Origin of the sequence: Acinetobacter sp. P1(2025), from assembly GCF_051390655.1 — a bacterium.
Lineage (GTDB): Bacteria > Pseudomonadota > Gammaproteobacteria > Pseudomonadales > Moraxellaceae > Acinetobacter > Acinetobacter junii.
Genome location: NZ_JBPKBJ010000010.1, coordinates 28,556 through 47,550 on the forward strand (window position 1 = coordinate 28,556; position 18,995 = coordinate 47,550).

Below are 18,995 nucleotides of genomic sequence, written 5' to 3' on the forward strand. Positions count from 1 at the left end.
TGGACGCAGGAATGGATTTCCGTTTAAGGATAGCGACGCTGAGATGGAAAATGCATTATGGATATGATGCCTGCTACGGAAGCAAGATAATAACAAAGATGTGAAAGCACAACCTCATTTGCCCGAGTTTTGCAGGATGCGAAACTCGGGTTTTAATTTTTTTAATTTATATCATTGAATTCGATCATTGTTTGTTTTTATTAAACATCCTACTGAGCTGGTTCTGCTTCTGTTGGAAATTCGATAGATGGATCATCATCTTCTGTTTTAGGAATCAAGCGTTTATGCATTAATACAGTTGCTTGAGCCACATCGCATTTATCCCAGATGGTATCAGTTGAAGGGAGTTCAGCGCTGTAAAATGCATAATAATTTACGGTAATTGGTTCTTGTGTTTCTGCGAATTTTAAATCAACTTCGTAAGTTCTAGTCTCAAATGGTTTTAATACCTGAATACTATCTTGATCTCTACTGCATTTAAAAGATTGACTGGCTTCTATATCCATCGTGCCGATCTTGAAATCAATATGACGGCATAAAGGTGTCATTTCATAAATATAGTTTGGTGTCGTATTGCGTATTTCAATTTGTAATGGAGAAATTGAAATGGAACGGATTGTATCCACTGGAAGTGGCTGTTTACTTTCAGTATCAATGAATCTCATACGACGCTCTACGCCTGAACAGGTACTGAGGGTTTCAGCGGGAATTCTTGCGACATATTCATAGCGTTCATCACCATCGCCAGTAGATGGATTAGATGAATTATCGTTACCACCAGGTACAGGTTTTTGTGTACCTGAACCACTACCTCCTAAGCTAACATTTGCAGCTAGAAAGTTGTCACCACAAGCTACCAAAGATAGTGTAATGCTGCACAGCAATACCGATAACGATAATTTTTTCATTGTTATTTACCTTTATATTGATAAGGTATTTGAAATCTTATTTCCTTATCATATTGATAAATTCCTAAGCGGAACTCGTACTTAGCATCATTTTGATTCTGATCTTGTTCACAGCATTCAATCGCGGCATTTAACAGTTGTTTAGCCATGTTTTGCCATAGCTCAATACTGAGTTGTCGCAATGATTCAATAGATTTGAGCGTCAATTTTTCTGCATGTACAGCTTGTTCAAGATGCGTAAATGTTTTTTCGCTAATGAAGTTGTCTATTCCAGCGGCAAGATGATCTGTTAGGTTTGCAGAGAATAATGCTTTACTTTCTTGCTTTTGATTATCAGGCGTAAAGCTTTGTTGTTGTAAAACAACATCAGCTCCTTTTTGTTCAACGACGCCTAATCGTTGTAACTCAAATAAAATTGAACGAGGATGCTTCTCGGTAGAAATATGTCTGACCAATCCTTCAAAGCTATTTTCATCGCCAGATACAGGAATTTGATGTGGAAGATCCAAAGCAATCCATCTTGCAATTACACGAGCAGGGACACTAATAGCAAAATTAGGTTGCACATCGGTCATGGCTTGATTTGCTTGTTGTCTAAAAGCACTGACATCTTTCCGATGCAATCCAGATAATAAACTGACTGCTGAATCGGTCTTATTTTGTTGAATGCGCTCTAATTCAGCCAAAGCTTGTTCATAAAAAATAGGCTTTAAGGCAGCGACAAAATCGGTATATCCAACTCCAGAATGAATTAACCAACGGGCAATATGCTGCATCATTGGAAAGATACTCTCCAACGTGGTTTCAGCATCTTGAGGAATAACCCCTTGAACATTTTGCTGCGATTGCTCAGTGTGGTTGATCATTTGGTCGGTTGGTTTTGCCATAGAGATACCTTAAAAATCGATATGCTTTAGTTATTTCTTAAACTCAATCATGATGAGTGGATTGGGGGAATTTCTTAGCCCCGCCATTATCAAGATTAAAATGAGTAAAAGATACACTTATGGAGACATCTAGACTTTCTACACAATGCCACCAGCCTATTGGAATAAACAAAGAATCACCTTGATTTAAGATACATTCAATTTTTGAACAATGTTTTAGATCAGGAAATTGTTCTGTGATATGAGGTTGATGAGGATCTGCGATCTGACTAAACACCGCAACATCATTGTATAAATGAGGCACTTGCATTGCGGGTATCAAAGTGACTTTCTTTCTACCATAGATTTGAACCAGAAAGTTATTAGTTAAATCATGATGTAATGGCGTGAAAGCACCTTTAGGACCAAACCAAATAAAACTTCGTTCAAAAACTTGGCTGTGATCAGTGTAATTGTGAAAGTCGCCAATATCTTTAAAGAGTTCAGACAAACTAGATTGACTGGCTTTTGCATTATTTGCAGTCATATAAAAATTATTTGAATATGGATTTTGTTCAATCAAATCAACATAATCATTCATGCTCATTTGGGTTTTATGCTGAATAGAGTTCCGCTCAAATAATGGATCTTGCTCTCGATTAAATTGAACCTCAATTTTTTGATGACCGATTTTGTCTCTAAAATATTGTGGAGACCATTGCTTTAGAGCACTCCAATGATCAATCGCATTGTTAAAAATTACAGGTAGATTTCTGCTGTAATAATCTTGAATAAACTGTTCAAAATTTGGTGTGGAAATTCGTTTTACTTGTAAGTAATCAGTATGGAGTCGTGCATAACGATCAAGAGTATCCAATAACCAATCTCGTTTTTTGACTAAAAAATGCTGTTGTTGAGCGATTTGAAAATAGGGATTCTGATTTAACTCAACGATCTCTGCTGCAATATCAATTTCATTTAAGCCTTGTGCTTTAAGTGTCTGGTAGATCTCGACTTTGGATTTTTCTTCTAGCACAGCTTCAGCAATCCATTTTTTTTGATGAGCATTTAAATTGTTTGAGATGTAATCATGTTTTTTAGCAATAAGTTGTTCGAGCCAAGCGTAGTTTTGTGAATATTGATTACTGCTTTCAAAACCAACCTTATCTAAATCAATTAAACCTTCTTGTAGCAAAATCTTAGCTAAATCATCTGGATTACAGCCGCGTTCTAAATTTTCTAATAACCAATCATTCCAATTTTTTGGCAATGCTTTGAATTGATTAATTAAATTAATTTGTGCATCCATACTTTTTAACCTGTTAATCCAAAGATTTGACCTTCTGTTATTAATTTAAGCATAAAAATATTTGCACTCAAGCAGAAAAGTGTTAAATTTTCACATGTATTATATGTGAAAAATTCACACAGAGGGTGAAATCATGAAAAATATATGGACTCAACTTGCCTTAAGCGTTACTTGTGTAGCTTTAGTTGGATGTGGCGGAAGCTCTTCATCTAATAATTCACCAACACCAACACCAACACCAACACCAACACCAACGCCGACGCCAACGCCGACACCAACACCAACACCAACGCCGACGCCAACGCCGACACCAACACCAACGCCGACGCCAACTCCGACACCGACGCCAACTCCGACACCTACACCGACTCCAACCCCTGCGCAAGCTTTAGCAGGAACATGGGAATCGACCTTTTGTAATAACTCATCATTTGGGGCTTATCGATTAGTTGTTGAAAATTATCGAACTGGGACAAATTCATTTGATATGGTTGTGGATAGTGAACAATACACAGAACCTCAATGTGCAGGAGCAGTGAAGGGTGATCTAGCTTTGGATGGTGGGCCTGCTACAGGAATTGTGGTTGAAAATATGGGGAATCAAATCACTGCTAATTTAACCAAATACCACATCGCAACGATACGTAGTCGTAGCTCCGCATCAGGTCAACAGGGGGTTGTAGCTTTTAGAGATGCAAACACGTTCTGCTTGTTAGAAAATATTTCGAATCCAGTAGGCAGTGAAATTGATCGTACTGTTCAATCAATAAACTTAAATACAACACAGCTCTGTTGGAAGAAATCATCAATTCAACGTTTCCAAAGAAAAGCACCAACGACTTTCGTATCTTCATCTAAAGGCATATTGGCAGATGTTCAGCCGAGCTTACAAAAATTACAATTACAATTAGATGCACAGGCAAATGCGGGCTATCGTCTGAACTTAGCAAATTTTGATACCCGAACAACGTCACCGACAGCATCATTTGAGTTATATATTGACGCACGTGATGATCGAAACCTCTATGTTAAAGATAACGCGACAACGGCATTAAAATATCAATATAAAGTCCTTGATGGTGCGGCTGCCACAGCAAGCGCACGTTATTCACTATGGAAAACACAAATTGTTCAACAAGCAGCATTAGGCTTTTTATTTAAACAACAAGCAGTCGTTCGACTTGCTGATAGCAATCCATCTCTCTACAATAATATTTTTGAGAAACGTGTTGGGGATACAGCTGTATACGCAATCACGACTAAAGAAGTAACTGAATCATCAGTACGAGATAAAGCTCTGTGGGAAGGTGTTGCAAATCAATTCGGTGGTCAAGGTTGTCGAATCTTCTTCGCTGAATATATTTACGGATCTCAGTTTGCTTTTGCTTGTAGTAATAGCAATGTCCATAATGGAACTTATCAATATCGTTGGATTGCCTCAACATCGAATGCTAAAGCGAGCGAAGTTCAAGCGATTCTAGATGCACAAAAGGCTCAGGGCTTTACCTATCGTTTTGAACTCGAATTGCCAAATGGTCAAGTTGGTTTTGTATTTGAAAAAGACAGTACTCAACCAAACTTAGCTACTTCTATTCAATACAAAGTATTTGAAAACAGCGTATTAGATAGTGGTGACACAACTAGTTTGATGGATGAGCGTATTACACATCAAGGTTTATTGGGATGGCATTTATTGGATGGTCGTTCTGTATTAGCAGAAGGTGGCATCACATCTTCATCAAACATTAAAACAATTTTTGTAAATCGACCACTACCTTAATAAGCAAAAAATCTGTGTCTTCGGACACAGATTTTTTTATGTCTAATAGATTTTTTCGTAACCTTCTGCTCGAGTTTTGAATCTACGGTGAAACCACATCCATTGTGTCGGTGCAATACGTAGTTGAGCCTCAATAATTTTATTTACACGAATCGCATCATCTACTTCATCTTCACTTGGCATATTTTCGACGATTGGTTCGATGAGTACTTTATATTGTGGATTGCGGACATCACCATAACGGTAAAAATATAATGGAATTGCAACGGACTTAGAGATTTTTAATAAACGACGATGCGCAGTCACGGTTGCAGCAGGCACACCAAAAAAGGGAGCCATCACACCTTGTTTTAAACCAAAATCTTGATCTGGACTATACCAAATAGCACCGCCATCTTTTAAACGACGTACTAAGCCTCGCATATCATCGTGATCAATTTGTTGTTGATAAATAGTCGCTCGACAACGATAAATCAACATATCCAACATTGGATTATTCTGTGGTCGATAAACAACATCGGGTTCAAAGTATTGAGCACAAATATAACCACCCGCATCAAGCAAGGTACTGTGTGTGCCGAGTAACAATATGCCTTTACCTTGGGCTTTGGCATCAAGGATATGCTCTAAGCCTTCTATGCTATGTCGACCTTTAAACCAATGTGGGCAATACCACGCATTTAGAGTTTCAAACACACCTAACATCATGTCGACAAACACCTGTTTGGCTTGAGCTTCAACTTCGGCAGGCGACCATTCAGGAAAACAAACTTCTAAATTTTTTAGCGTGGTTTTACGACGCGATTTTAATAGATACCAACATAATGCTGCTAGTCCATGTGCTAAGCGCCATTGAATTGCCCAAGGCAGGATAGCCAAAAGCATAAGGAAAATAATGGCGATCCAAATTTTCCAGTATTTTGGAAGTAAAAATTCCCATCGAAATTCGCCAGGAATATAAGACTGTTGTTGGCTCATAGACTTAGATGCGTAAATAAGTTGAATTTTTGCGAAGTGTAACACGAAGTTGCTTTTCTAATAATTGTTCTAGGAGGTTTGTTGTATTGACAATAAAAATCATAGAATGGTGGTTGATTTTTACTCTATTGAAGTGCTGTATAAAAAAAATCAGTTATTTAATAGATTGATTGTAGGGATAGCTAAAATAATTAAGGTAAAAAGACAGATGAATATTTCAGAAATATTTGATGGCAAGAAAATGGATACTCAGGAAATGATAAATTATTTTGATCATTTAGAGAGTATTGATTGCGAGTTTATGCATGGTCAATGGAAAGGTTTAGAAGTCATCACTGGTCATCCAATGAATGGTCTGTTGGATAAAGCAAATTGGTACGGGAAAAAATTTATAGACGATGAAACAGTATTTCCACTGGTTTTACTGAACCCAAAAAGTTCCAACTTATTTAGTATTGATCCGAAATGGTTGCCATTAGGTTTAGATTTAAGCCTTTTAAAAAGTAAGAGTAAGTATCTGGTGAGAGGGTTGAGATTACTCAAAACAGATAAAAGTAAAGCAAGATTAAGGATGATTGAGTTTAGAGGTAAATCATCTGCCACCATGATTTATGATGAAAAGCCGATTCATGATGTTTTTAGGCGTATTGATCAAAATACAGTGCTTGGGTGGATGGATTTAAAAGATCAAGCTCAGCCTTATTTTTTTATTCTTATACGAGAAGAGGGAAGTAAACATCTATGGGAATAGCCCAATCTTCAAATTATTATGTAATGTCCTGAAGATTGGGCTTGTGAAATGTATTATGAACCTTTGCTAAGATTTTCTAATACGTCCCAACGCTCTAATTTTTCAAGCAATAACTCATCAATTTCAGCTAAGCGTTGGCTGGCTAAAGTCGCTGCATTGGCATCACTCACAAACCATGAACCATCCGCTAGTTTCTCTGAAAGTTCAGTTTGTTCTGCTTCTAATTTCTCAATTTCAGCAGGAAGTTGCTCAAGCTCACGTTGATCTTTATAGCTTAGCTTCACTTTCTTTGGCGTTGGAGTTGCGGCAGCCAATGCAGCAGCTTCAGCCTTGGCTTGTGCCTTTTTTACATCACTCTTTTGATCAACGACTTTCTGATCTGGTCGTTGCTCCAAGTAGTCTTGGTAACCACCAATGTATTCATCAATATTACCTTTTCCATCGAACACCCAAGTTGAGGTGACGACGTTGTCCATAAATGCACGGTCATGCGAGATGAGTAACAAAGTGCCTTTATATTCAGACAACATTTCTTCAAGCAACTCAAGTGTCACCATATCCAAATCATTGGTTGGCTCATCCATCACAATTAAGTTTGATGGTTTAAGTAGAAGTTTTGCCAACAGAATTCGGTTACGCTCACCACCAGAAAGAGCTTTCACAGGTGTACGTGCACGTTCAGGTGAGAATAAAAAGTCTTGTAAATAACTATAGATATGACGACGGTTACCATTCACATCGACAAAGTCTGAGCCTTCCGACACGTTCGCCATAACGGTTTTTTCGAGGTCGAGTGCATTACGAAGTTGATCGAAATAAGCAACTTCCAGTTGTGTACCCGTTTTAACCGAACCGCCGTGTTGGATTTCACCTAGAATCGCTTTGATGAGTGTGGTTTTTCCGACACCATTATCACCGACTAAACCGATACGATCACCACGTAATACGATTGCAGAAAAATCTTTAATGAGTGGTTTACTATCATAGCTAACACTTAAGTTCTCTATCTCAAAGACCAACTTACCTGAACGGTTAGCCTCTTGTGTCGCCATGCTAACTTTACCTTGTTGGAAGCGACGAGCTTTAGATTCTTCACGCAAAGCTTTTAAAGCACGAACACGACCTTCATTACGGGTACGACGTGCTTTGATACCTTGACGAATCCAAGCTTCTTCTTCAGCAAGTTTTTTATCAAATAAAGCATTCTGCTTTTCTTCAGCTTCCATTTGCTGAGCTTTAAGTTCTAAGTAACGTGAATAGTTACCTTCATAGCCACGCAGAATACCACGATCAAGTTCAACAATACGGGTCGCAATACTATCTACAAATGAACGGTCATGTGAGATAAATAAAAGCGTGAGATTGTTTTGATCTAATAGGAATTTTTCTAACCATTCAATACTTTCCACATCCAAATGGTTGGTCGGTTCGTCGAGTAATAAAACATCTGGTTGAGTGAGTAGCGCGCGCGCCAATAGTACACGACGTTTACGACCACCTGATAGGTCAGCCAAATCTGCATTTGGGTCGAGTCCCATTTTACCCAAAATAGTATTTACTTTATTTTCTAATGCCCAGCCATCTAACTGATCTAGCTTATGCTGCAGCATACCCATACGGTCGCAGGCATCCATATCACCTAGCACACAAGCATCACTTGCCTCATGATATTCTTTTAAGACACTTGCGGCTTCACCCGCACCATCCGCCACAATGTCGGCAACTTTGCCTGAATCCATTGGAACATCTTGGGCTAACATAGAAACAGTTAAGCCATTTTGAATCGAAACTTCACCACTATCGGGTAATAAGCTTCCCTCAATCAGTTTAAGTAAAGTAGACTTACCTTCACCATTACGACCGATTAAACAGACTCGTTCACCACGTTCTAGGTTAAAGTTCGCGCCGTCGAGTAGGGCTGGTCCGCCAAATGCGAGATGGACATCCCTTAAAGTAATATAGGCCATAATGTTTCCTAAAAGCTCAGATGAGGTCTGAAATGACTAAACAACAAAATTTTGATGATCACGCGTCATTGTCCGCACCCATTGAAGATTTGCAAGTGCGAATTGCATTTTTAGACGATTTAGTTGAGCAACTCAATCAACAGCTCGCAATTCAGACACAAGAAATTGCAGTTTTGAAGAAACAAATGCAGCTTTTATACCAACGCGTTGAGTCTTCAGATTTGTCAGAAGGGATTGCACCGTTTGATCCAATGAGTAACAAACCACCACATTATTAATTCATGGTAAGTGGAAGGCTTACCATGAAACTAATTTTTAGTGGTTTAGAAACCATGTAAAACGATTTTCCCTTTGGTTGAACCACTTTCAATTTGTTGATGTGCTTTTATTAAGTTCGTAGCATTGATCGGTGATAAAACTTGACTAACCGTGGTTTTAATTTGCCCATCATCGATTAGTTGAGCTACCTGATTCAATAGTTCGCTTTGTTTCATCATATCCTCAGTTTCAAACATTGATCGTGTAAACATAAACTCCCAATAAACTGAAACGGATTTTGATTTAAATATTTTGATATCCAGTGTTTCAGGGTCATCAATTAAACCAAAGTGTCCTTGAGGTGCGATCAATTCAGCGATGTCTGCAAGATGTTGATCAGTTTGAGTGGTCGAAAAAACATACTTTGGAGCAGTGAGGTCTAATAGCTTGATTTGTTCAGCTAAAGATTGACGATGATCTAATACATAATCTGCACCAAGTTGTTCAACCCAAGCTTTTGTGTCGGAACGAGAAGCAGTGCTAATAATAGTTAAGTTAGTCAATTGCTTGAGAAGTTGAATTGTAATTGACCCAACACCACCTGCACCGCCGATCACTAAAATAGTTGTATTATCTGCGGCAACTTTTGGAATCTGTAATCGATCAAATAGCATTTCCCATGCTGTAATGGTTGTTAAAGGGAGCGCTGCTGCTTGCTCAGCGTTTAAGGATTTAGGTTTATGTCCTACAATACGTTCATCGACCAATTGAAACTCACTATTACTACCTTGTCGATTTAGTGCACCTGCATACCAAACCTGATCACCTACTTCAAAATTGGAAACTTTATCTCCGATAGCTTCTACAATACCAACAGCATCCCAACCTAAGACTTTCCATTGATCAGGTTCAGCACTTACATTTTTACGGATTTTGGTGTCAACTGGATTTACAGAAATTGCCTGAACTCGAACCAATAGGTCATATCCCTGAGCAATAGGAGGTTGGATTTCAATATCGACCAGTGTTGGATTTGAAGTTATTGCGTTTGCTTGTTGATATGCTACAGCTTTCATCATCTTTCTTCCGCTTGATAGGAGTTTGAGCATAGCTTAAGATAAAATCTTGTGACTACAGACAAATATCGCTCATAGTGTCAAAAAGGATACTGTAAAATGGCAAAAGTTCGACATTCGAGTTTTGATTGTTCTCCTGGTTGTTCAGTTGAAGCAGCAATTAGCTTAATTGATGGGAAATGGAAAACCGTGATTTTATGGCATCTACTTAATGAGGGAACTTTGCGTTTTAATGAAATTCGTAAACGAGTCCCAAGTATCACGCAAAGAATGTTGACCAATCAGCTTCGAGAGCTGGAGCAAGATGGCATTATCCATCGTGAGGTCTATCCTCAAGTACCTCCAAAAGTTGAATATAGTTTGACAGAACTAGGTCATGGTTTAGAGCAAATCTTAATTGCTCTAAAAACTTGGGGAGATGCTCATTTAGATCGATTTGGTAAATTATCTTTGATTGAATAAGATTTAGACTGAATTAAACGTTGAGAACATTTTTATAACTAGATCATTAAATACTGGGAAAATGAATTCAGTATTATTTGCATGTTGTAACTTGCCTTTTTCATTCAACTTATGTAACGCTAATAAAAGGAAGTTTTGGGCACCTTTAATGAGTAATGTTGGAATTTGGATAACTGTTGCCATTGTACTATTTGTACTTGGCTCTATTTTTGGTTTACGTGTGAGTCCAAGAGAAAAAGCACTCGGTTTAATGCGCGATCAAGCTCGCAAAATGGGATTACACCCACGACTCATCGTTGCGCCTGAGTGGACGAAAATTCCAATGGCATCAGAAAAACGCGCCAGTATGGTTGCTTATTATAGTGTGCTTATTCCAGATGCTCGCTTGGCACTTATGCGTGCAAGAGTTGTTGATGGCAAGCTTCAGGTTGTGCAGGGTGATCAGAAATTTAATGACTTACCCATTGCATTAAAAGGAGTTTATGCTATTGATATGCAGGCAAACTGTGTGGGACTGTATTGGGATGAGGAAACTGATCTCAGAGCCACTCAGCTTGAAGATATAAAAGTTTATTTACACGAACTAGCACAACGCTAATTTATTGATTGATCATAGGAAAAACGATTCATTATGGCGAATACTCCACGCTCTGCTTCCAAAAGCACAGCAGCTTCTAACTCTGCTGCAACTAAACGTGCCTTAGTGATTGTGGAGTCGCCTGCAAAAGCGAAAACCATTAACAAATATTTAGGTTCACAATTTATTGTGAAGTCATCTGTTGGTCACGTACGTGATTTACCAACAGGCGGGGGAGCAAAAACAACTGAAAAGAAGCCTGCAACCCGTACTAAATTAACTGAAGAACAAAAAGCTGAAAAAGCTCAGTCTGCACTTATTAATCGTATGGGCGTTGATCCCGAGCATGATTGGGTCGCACACTACGAAGTGTTGCCTGGCAAAGAGCATGTTGTTGCTGAACTAAAAAAACTTGCCAAAGATGCTGATGCAATCTATCTCGCAACGGACTTGGATAGAGAAGGAGAAGCAATTGCGTGGCATTTAAGAGAAGTGATAGGTGGTGACGATAGTCGCTATCACCGTGTGGTATTTAACGAAATTACTAAAAATGCGATCCAAGAAGCTTTTAAACAGCCTACTCGTCTTGATTTAAATCGAGTGAATGCACAGCAAGCACGTCGTTTCCTCGACCGTGTAGTTGGTTTTATGGTATCGCCTTTGCTTTGGGAAAAGATTGCCCGTGGCTTATCTGCAGGTCGTGTTCAGTCTGTTGCTGTAAAACTTGTGGTTGAACGTGAACGTGAAATTCGAGCCTTTATTCCAGAAGAATATTGGCAAGTATTTGCTGACACGATGTCTAAAAAAGAAGACATTCGTCTAGAAGCTGTTAAACAAGCTGGCAAGACACTTAAGCTCAAGAATAAAGCTGAAACAGATGCACTATTAAGTGTTTTGAAAGATGCTGAATATAAAGTTGCGTTGCGTGAAGATAAACCGACAAAGGTAAATCCAAGTGCACCTTATATCACTTCAACTTTACAGCAAGCAGCAAGTACGCGTTTAGGTTTCTCTGTTAAGAAAACCATGATGTTAGCGCAACGATTGTATGAAGGTGGTTTTATTACGTATATGCGTACTGACTCCACTTTCTTGAGCGACGATGCAGTGAATATGGTTCGTAACCATATCCAGCAAAACTTTGGTGACAAGTATTTGCCTGCTCAACCAAATCGTTATGGTAATAAAGCAGGGGCACAAGAAGCCCATGAAGCAATTCGTCCTTCCGATGTAGCACTCACTGGCGATAAACTTGCTGGTGTAGAACGTGATGCACAACGTTTGTATGATTTGATTTGGCGTCAATTTGTGGCTTGCCAAATGACACCTGCTGAATATTTGTCTTCAACCTTAACTGTTGAAGCTGCAAATGTTGAATTAAAAGCCAAAGGTCGTACCCTTGTTTTTGATGGTTTTACCAAAGTTCGCGGTGCGAATAAATCTGATGATGATGTATTGTTACCGGCTGTAAAAGTGGGTGAAGTACTCAAATTAGAAAAACTTGATCCTAGTCAACACTTTACTAAGCCACCTGCACGTTTTACTGAAGCATCTTTAGTTAAAGAATTAGAGAAGAAAGGTATTGGTCGACCTTCTACTTATGCAGCGATCATTTCAACCATTCAAGAACGTGGTTATGTGAAACTTGAAAATCGCCGTCTCTTTGCTGAGAAAATGGGCGAAATCGTGACGGATCGTCTCGATGAAAGTTTTAATAATTTGATGAACTATGCTTTTACCGCGGATTTGGAAGGTCAGCTCGATAAAGTCGCGACAGGTGAGCGTAACTGGAAAGAGCTACTAGATACATTCTACGGTGACTTCAAAAAGCGCCTGACCAATGCGCAAGGCGAAGACGGTATGCGTCGCAATCAGCCTATTGAAGTATCTGATGTTGCTTGTCCTGAATGTTCTCGTCCAATGCAAATTCGCACAGGGACGACAGGGGTATTCTTGGGCTGTTCAGGATACAATCTGCCACCGAAAGAACGTTGTAAAGGTACTTTAAACCTTACGCCAGTCGAATCATTAGCTGCGTTATCGGATGATGATGGTGCTGAAACTGCTGATTTGATGTCAAAACACCGTTGTCCAAAATGTGGTACTGCGATGGACAGCTATGTCGTGGATGGTGGTCGCAAATTACATGTTTGTGGTAACAACCCTGATTGCGATGGTTATGAAGTCGAAGAAGGCGAATTCAAGATCAAGGGGTATGATGGCCCGACTATCCCATGTGATAAATGTGATGGTGAGATGCAGCTTAAAACAGGTCGTTTTGGTCCATATTTCGCATGTACTAGCTGTGACAATACTCGTAAGGTACTCAAGAGTGGTCAACCTGCTCCACCACGTGTAGACCCAATCAAAATGGAGCATCTACGTTCAACGAAGCATGATGATTTCTTCGTTTTGCGTGATGGCGCTGCTGGTTTATTCTTAGCTGCAAGTAAATTCCCGAAAATTCGTGAAACGCGTGCACCAAAAGTATCTGAATTGCGTAGCGTAGCTGAACAACTTGATCCAAAATATCAATTCTTACTGCAAGCTCCTGATACTGATCCTGAAGGTAATCCGACAGTTGTTAAATTTAGCCGTAAGAATCAAGAGCAGTATGTTGGTTCTGAAACTGCGGAAGGTAAGCAAACCAAGTGGAGTCTAGTATTCCAGAATGGAAAATGGGTTGAAGCTTAAATAATTCATTTCGAAAAATGCTAGCACTCGCTAGCATTTTTTATATAAACAAAATAATCAATTAAATCTTAAAACTTTTGGGGCGCACATGTGGAAAAATATTAGGGTTGCATGTCTTTTAGTTGTTTTATTGATTGTAGCAATTAATGCATATCGTGATCAGAATCAAGACTGGAACCAACCGATCAATATTCTGCTACATCCCATCAACGCTGATGGCTTACCCTCTACTCAAAAATATATCCATGAATTACAGCTAGATGATTTCTATGAGGTCAAACGGTATTTAGAAAAAAATAGTCAACAATATCGTGGGCAAAGTAGTTATTTTATGGTTCAGATAGGACGTGAATTACAACAAATACCACCTAAGACACCTGAACAACCAAGTGTTATCAATAATATATTGTGGAGTTTAAAGTTTCGTTTCTATGCTTGGAAACAACATGAATCAATAGATGGTTCTCCAAGTTTAACTTTGTATTTGAATTATTATGAACCAAAAAATACAAAAGAGTTAAAACACTCGACTGCGCTTGAGCGAGGTCGTATTGGCTCAGTCAATTTATTCGCAGCTCATAAGCAAGAAAGACAGAATAATGTTGTGCTCGTACATGAGTTGCTTCATGGCTTTGGTGCTACGGATAAATATAATTTAGCCAATGGCGAACCACTTTTTCCAATTGGCTATGCTCAATACGAGAAAAGACCCTTATATCCTCAAACTGAAGCCGAAATTATGGGGGGGAGAATCCCTTTATCAGAGCATAAAAGTAAAATGCCGAATGATTTAGAACAAACAGTCATTAGTCTGCTCACAGCAAAAGAAATAGGATGGGTTCAATAATCTGTGGATAAGTTCTGACTTATCCATACCAATCAAATAAAAAGATCAATGTAATAAAAAGCGTGATTTCCTGACATTCGGTCATTATTTCTCAACATGCTTTATACAATATCATGTATGGAACACGCTCAGAATAGAGCTATAACATTGATGATAAAAGAGTAAATAATGATGAAAACGGTGGGTAACGATCTGATTCGCAATCAGCTACACGCTGATCGTAAATGGTATCTGTTATTAGGTGTCTTATTGATTATTTTTGGTTTGGTTCTTTTAGCTGCACTGCCTTTTGCAACATTATCAGCGGTCCTTCTTTTTGGTGTCCTTATGATGCTCGGTGGTATTTTACATTTTATCGCTGCATTTATGGTCTTTCAGGGTGGGACACGGTGGTTGTGGGCATTATTCGGCGTTTTGTATATTGCAGCTGGTTATTTTGCTTTTACTACGCCCGTGATTACGGCAGTGGTTTTGACCAATTTATTGGCAATCGCATTGATTATTGCTGGGATTATACGCAGTGTTAATGCCTTTATATTAAGACCTATCTCAGGTTGGGGATGGGTGTTGTTTTCAGGTGTATTAACACTTTTAACAGGTATTCTCATTCTATCGTCACCTGATTCGCCATTTTGGGTACTTGGTATGTTTCTCGCGATTGATATCCTTTTCCAAGGGATTAATTATTTAACTTTTGCAAGTGCAATCAAACAGCTCCCACACAGTTCAACTGTGATTTAACATTCGACAATTATTGAAATATTGAGAGCATGTTGATACATGCTCTTTTTGTTTTATAGTTGAAAACCGCGATGCAGTTTTAGTCTGCTAAAATAGCCTTTAATTTCTGATTGACCAATTTTATGACGCTCGCCAAGCTAATTGATGAACTCAACCCTCAACAAAAACAAGCAGCCACTACGGTTGCGCATAACTGTTTAGTTTTAGCAGGGGCGGGTTGTGGAAAAACTAAAACGATTGTAGCTAGAGCAGCATATTTAATTGATCAAGGTTTACCTGCACAGCAGATCCAAATTCTAACGTTTACCCGGCGAGCTGCCAGTGAGATTGTTACGCGAGTTGAACAACATATGGGGGCACAATCCAAAGGTTTACGTGCCTCAACATTTCATACCTTTTGTATGTATCTTTTACGCCGTAATCCACGCGCTTTTGGTTTGACCCAATTCAGTATCATTGATCGAGATGATCAATTGCTGATGTTCCGCTTATTGCGTGGTAAGGATAAAGGTAATGTGTTGCCAAAAGCTGCTGAATTATGTGATTTATATTCTTATGCACGGAACACGAAAACCAAATTATCTGATGCTTTATTCGAGCAATTACCGCAAGCTGTAGAGTATAAGTCGCAAATCGCCGAGTTGATGAAAGCCTATGAGCAGCGCAAGCAAGAGCGTAATTTCCTCGATTATGACGACATTCTTTCGATTGTGGCGGTGCATTTACAAAACTCACCTGAGTTGGTGAAGTGGGTGACGGGTTTCTGTGCAGCATTGTTAGTCGATGAAATGCAGGATACTAATCCACTGCAATGGGCTTTATTGCAACCTTTGGTAGGTAAGGTGAAATTATTTTGTGTTGGGGATGATGCTCAATCTATTTATGGTTTTCGTGGTGCAGATTTTGAAAATATTCATCACTTTAAAGAGCGTGTACCAGATGCTGAAGTATTGACTTTAGAAATGAATTATCGCTCGACCCAAGGTATTTTAGATTTATCCAATTGGTTACTTGAGCAAAGCCAAATTGGTTATGACAAGCATTTACAAGCCTATCGAGGAAATGGTTTAAAACCACAATTGCATATCCTGAGTAATGAGTTTGAAGAAGCCAATTGGATTGTTCAAGATCTAAATCAACGGCATTCGCAGGGTGCTGCTTGGGCAGAACATATGATTTTATTACGTTCAGGTTTTAGCGGGCGGTATTTGGAAGGGGCTTTGATTGCGGCGAATATTCCTTATCGATTTATCGGTGGTGTCAAGTTGCTTGAATCTGCTCATGTCAAAGATGTTTTAAGTTTGCTTCGCGTCAGTGTCAATCCACAGGATGATTTAGCTTGGATGCGCTTTTTGACGCTTTGGGATGGTGTAGGTGATGTTGGAGCAAGTAAATTAGCACAAGAGCTCATTCAGTTGCCTGATATCGAAGCACGTTGTCAGCGATTAGAACGACATGGCAAAGTGCCACAACAAGCGATTTTGATCTTGATGCAATTAGATGTATTACAGCAGCATGTGGAAGCTTGTATCGGCTTAGCTTTGGATGCTTTAAATGAGCAATTAGAAAATAACTACAAAACCAAAGATTGGTCACGCAGAGTCAAAGATTTTGATTTGGTGAAACAATTAGCACGTAAGCATCATTCACTTGGTGAATTTTTAGAAGAATATGTACTTGACCCAATTTCGATATCAGAAATTGACAAGACACCCGATCAAGACTTAGTGACTTTGATTACGATTCACTCTGCAAAAGGAGCTGAACAAAAAGTCTGTTATGTTCCACATGTATCTCCCAATCAATATCCACATGCACGGGCGCAGGGTGATTTTGACGATGTCGAAGAGGAGAGACGTGTTTTGTATGTCGCATTGACGCGTGCAGAAAATGAGTTGATTTTAACCAAACAAAATTTAAATTTATGGTCACAAGATCAATATGATGAATTGGGTAGAAAAATAGAAAGCTACTTTCTAAATGATTTACCTCAACATTTAGTGGATATTCAAATCCATCGTGACATTCCTCGTGCATATGGGCAAACGAATCGTGCTCGCTCAAGCACAATCAATTTAGGTTTTGGCATAGATTTCGATTAAACTAGAGTGATTCTTTCTTTTGATTCACTTCATGGTGAATCATCTCTAGGTTTTAACATGAAAATTTTAGTTCGCAATTTAGATCGTTTGGTGACAGACGCAGAAATCCTCGACTTATTCAAAGCTTATGGCAAAGTCGATTCTTGTGTTGTAGTCAAAGATGCTGAGACTGGTAAATCCAAAGGTTTTGGTTTTGTTGAAATGCCAAATCCACGCGAAGCGATTAAAGCCGTGAAAGGGCTAAATACATTAAAACTCAAAGGTCTTGGGATTCGTGTAAAAATAGCTGAAGATAAAGCTTAATCCTTAATGACAAAGCAATATCAAGTCTTATCGATTGTTGCTCAAAATGCTGAGCGAATTGTACAAGGCAAAGACCTTAGAGGTTCGCTCGTGGCGACCTGAGAAATTACCGCTTAAAGATTTAGTGATTGTTGAGAACACGCACTTTTTGAATAATGATGGCGATGAAGAGATGGGCAAAGTAGTGGCTTTAATCGATATCGAGTCAGTACATCCTTGGTTAGCTCAAGAAATTGATGCAGCTTGTGCAACTGATTGGGCGGATGGATATTTCGCTTGGGTTATTTCAAATGTACGTCCTTTAAAGCAACCAATTGAAGCAATTGCGAAACGAAAACTTTATCGTCTTGAATTGAATCTATAAGTGCTATTTTTTTCATCTCCAATACGCTTTACAATCAGTTTTCGTTTTAAATGAAAATAGGGATTTATTATGTCTCGTGTTGCTCGCTATCATGCCGATCGTACCAATCAAAAACTCTATTTTGCTCGACTCGCATGTCAACAAGCAGAGCAAACTGACAATATCCAACAAGCACAGGCACATCGCGAAGCAGCAGTTTTTCATTTGCATGGTGTAATTTTGGCATTTTTGCAAGAATTGGTTCGCTATTATCGTCTCAATGATATGCAACCAACATTTAAATCAATTGAAGAACACATGGCTGATAAAGGTCAAGTTTCTCCAGAGGTTGCTGTATTGCAGCAATTGGCCAAAGATGGGTTCATTGCTGAGTTAAAACGTGCTTATCGCATGTGCCAATACGCGCCTGAACCAACTTCTCCTGAGCCAGAAAGTGAAACATCTTCAAACCTGATTATTAAAGTCACTCAAAGTCCTCAAGCGTGGTTGCCAGATTCAAAGATTCTCCGAGAATGGCATCGTGAATTGAGTCATTTGATCGATGGTTTTCGTAATGAAATGGTTGAATTCTAACTCCAGCAAGATCGTTACTGACTTGAAATCTAAGCACGCCGTACCTATATAAGTAAGACGTGAGATTGTAAAGTGCAAGGGTGCTTTGCCACCATGTTGAATCATGGAGAAAATAGATGTCTATGCAACAGTTAAAAGAATTATTTGGTAGTCAGGAAGCGATTCTTGAATTGGTTCAACTCGAAGGTGGTGAGCTTGCTTTACGTAATGCAGGTTCAGAAAATGAACCTCTTGTAAAAATTCAGTTCAGTGAAGAAGTAAAAGCGATCTTAGGTGATCAAACACCTCTTGTGGCACAACATATGATTCAAGCAGCTCTATTTGGTTTATTAGAGAAACAAATGAATCAGTGGCAAGCTGAAGTCGTTGATGAAAAACCTAAACATTTAAGCTAATAATAAAAAAGCGTACCTTGAGTACGCTTTTTTATATGACCAAA

General features: G+C 38.9%; 18 protein-coding genes and 1 pseudogene. 13 read left to right on the top strand and 6 right to left on the bottom strand.

Annotated features, from left to right (window positions below):
* Positions 1-209: 209 nt before the first annotated feature.
* The 3 genes from ACSC97_RS04360 to ACSC97_RS04370 are packed head-to-tail and all read right to left on the bottom strand — an operon-like array spanning position 210 to position 3,083.
* On the bottom strand, positions 210-908 hold the full coding sequence (locus ACSC97_RS04360; RefSeq protein ID WP_416689718.1) for a hypothetical protein: 699 nt from the start codon (positions 906-908) through the stop codon (positions 210-212).
* A 2-nt stretch (positions 909-910) separates the two neighbouring features.
* The gene (locus ACSC97_RS04365) at positions 911-1,795 is read right to left on the bottom strand and encodes a DUF6502 family protein (RefSeq protein WP_125298806.1); all 885 of its coding nucleotides are present in this window, start codon (positions 1,793-1,795) and stop codon (positions 911-913) included.
* Between the two features lie 43 nt (positions 1,796-1,838).
* Complete coding sequence (locus tag ACSC97_RS04370) at positions 1,839-3,083, bottom strand: cupin-like domain-containing protein (protein WP_436659486.1); 1,245 nt, start codon at positions 3,081-3,083, stop codon at positions 1,839-1,841.
* Between the two features lie 133 nt (positions 3,084-3,216).
* Here ACSC97_RS04370 and ACSC97_RS04375 point away from each other — a divergent pair, with 133 nt between their 5' ends.
* The gene (locus tag ACSC97_RS04375; RefSeq protein WP_436659488.1) at positions 3,217-4,863 is read left to right on the top strand and encodes a PT dipeptide repeat lipoprotein; all 1,647 of its coding nucleotides are present in this window, start codon (positions 3,217-3,219) and stop codon (positions 4,861-4,863) included.
* Between the two features lie 42 nt (positions 4,864-4,905).
* Here ACSC97_RS04375 and ACSC97_RS04380 read toward each other — a convergent pair whose 3' ends face one another.
* The gene (locus ACSC97_RS04380; RefSeq protein ID WP_099949236.1) at positions 4,906-5,841 is read right to left on the bottom strand and encodes an LpxL/LpxP family acyltransferase; all 936 of its coding nucleotides are present in this window, start codon (positions 5,839-5,841) and stop codon (positions 4,906-4,908) included.
* A 208-nt stretch (positions 5,842-6,049) separates the two neighbouring features.
* Here ACSC97_RS04380 and ACSC97_RS04385 point away from each other — a divergent pair, with 208 nt between their 5' ends.
* On the top strand, positions 6,050-6,592 hold the full coding sequence (locus tag ACSC97_RS04385) for a DUF4334 domain-containing protein (protein ID WP_168154510.1): 543 nt from the start codon (positions 6,050-6,052) through the stop codon (positions 6,590-6,592).
* A gap of 53 nt (positions 6,593-6,645) precedes the next feature.
* Here ACSC97_RS04385 and ACSC97_RS04390 read toward each other — a convergent pair whose 3' ends face one another.
* The gene (locus ACSC97_RS04390; protein WP_004916574.1) at positions 6,646-8,559 is read right to left on the bottom strand and encodes an ATP-binding cassette domain-containing protein; all 1,914 of its coding nucleotides are present in this window, start codon (positions 8,557-8,559) and stop codon (positions 6,646-6,648) included.
* Between the two features lie 32 nt (positions 8,560-8,591).
* Between ACSC97_RS04390 and ACSC97_RS04395 the strand changes: the two genes are divergently transcribed.
* Positions 8,592-8,837: a SlyX family protein gene (locus ACSC97_RS04395; RefSeq protein ID WP_004916571.1), complete on the top strand. Its 246-nt coding sequence runs from the start codon at positions 8,592-8,594 to the stop codon at positions 8,835-8,837.
* A 45-nt stretch (positions 8,838-8,882) separates the two neighbouring features.
* Here the strand turns inward: ACSC97_RS04395 and ACSC97_RS04400 are convergent, their stop codons facing one another.
* Positions 8,883-9,893, bottom strand: coding sequence for a zinc-binding alcohol dehydrogenase family protein (locus tag ACSC97_RS04400; RefSeq protein WP_436659516.1), 1,011 nt, complete (start codon positions 9,891-9,893; stop codon positions 8,883-8,885).
* Between the two features lie 99 nt (positions 9,894-9,992).
* Here ACSC97_RS04400 and ACSC97_RS04405 point away from each other — a divergent pair, with 99 nt between their 5' ends.
* The 10 genes and pseudogenes from ACSC97_RS04405 (at position 9,993) to ACSC97_RS04450 (ending at position 18,951) form a co-directional block, all read left to right on the top strand.
* A complete protein-coding gene (locus tag ACSC97_RS04405) occupies positions 9,993-10,355 on the top strand; it encodes a winged helix-turn-helix transcriptional regulator (protein WP_130575447.1) in 363 nt (120 codons plus the stop codon).
* 148 nt (positions 10,356-10,503) lie between these two features.
* Positions 10,504-10,953 carry a hypothetical protein gene (locus tag ACSC97_RS04410; protein ID WP_004958841.1) on the top strand — a complete coding sequence of 150 codons (450 nt, stop codon included), beginning with the start codon at positions 10,504-10,506 and terminating at the stop codon, positions 10,951-10,953.
* A 33-nt stretch (positions 10,954-10,986) separates the two neighbouring features.
* Entirely contained in the window at positions 10,987-13,626 is a 2,640-nt protein-coding gene (gene topA / locus ACSC97_RS04415; RefSeq protein ID WP_436659493.1) for a type I DNA topoisomerase, read from the top strand.
* Positions 13,627-13,714: 88 nt separating this feature from the next.
* Positions 13,715-14,473: a hypothetical protein gene (locus tag ACSC97_RS04420; protein ID WP_436659496.1), complete on the top strand. Its 759-nt coding sequence runs from the start codon at positions 13,715-13,717 to the stop codon at positions 14,471-14,473.
* Positions 14,474-14,641: 168 nt separating this feature from the next.
* Positions 14,642-15,214, top strand: a complete 573-nt coding sequence (locus tag ACSC97_RS04425; RefSeq protein WP_075696810.1) for an HdeD family acid-resistance protein — start codon at positions 14,642-14,644, stop codon at positions 15,212-15,214.
* A 122-nt stretch (positions 15,215-15,336) separates the two neighbouring features.
* Positions 15,337-17,316 (top strand): ATP-dependent helicase, encoded by a 1,980-nt coding sequence (locus ACSC97_RS04430; RefSeq protein WP_436659498.1) that lies wholly within the window; start codon positions 15,337-15,339, stop codon positions 17,314-17,316.
* A gap of 57 nt (positions 17,317-17,373) precedes the next feature.
* Positions 17,374-17,619: an RNA recognition motif domain-containing protein gene (locus ACSC97_RS04435; RefSeq protein ID WP_004916519.1), complete on the top strand. Its 246-nt coding sequence runs from the start codon at positions 17,374-17,376 to the stop codon at positions 17,617-17,619.
* 6 nt (positions 17,620-17,625) lie between these two features.
* Positions 17,626-17,983: pseudogene (locus ACSC97_RS04440) on the top strand (ASCH domain-containing protein).
* A gap of 69 nt (positions 17,984-18,052) precedes the next feature.
* Complete coding sequence (locus ACSC97_RS04445) at positions 18,053-18,556, top strand: DUF6586 family protein (protein WP_005403635.1); 504 nt, start codon at positions 18,053-18,055, stop codon at positions 18,554-18,556.
* Between the two features lie 116 nt (positions 18,557-18,672).
* On the top strand, positions 18,673-18,951 hold the full coding sequence (locus tag ACSC97_RS04450; protein ID WP_004916505.1) for a hypothetical protein: 279 nt from the start codon (positions 18,673-18,675) through the stop codon (positions 18,949-18,951).
* Positions 18,952-18,995: the final 44 nt, after the last annotated feature.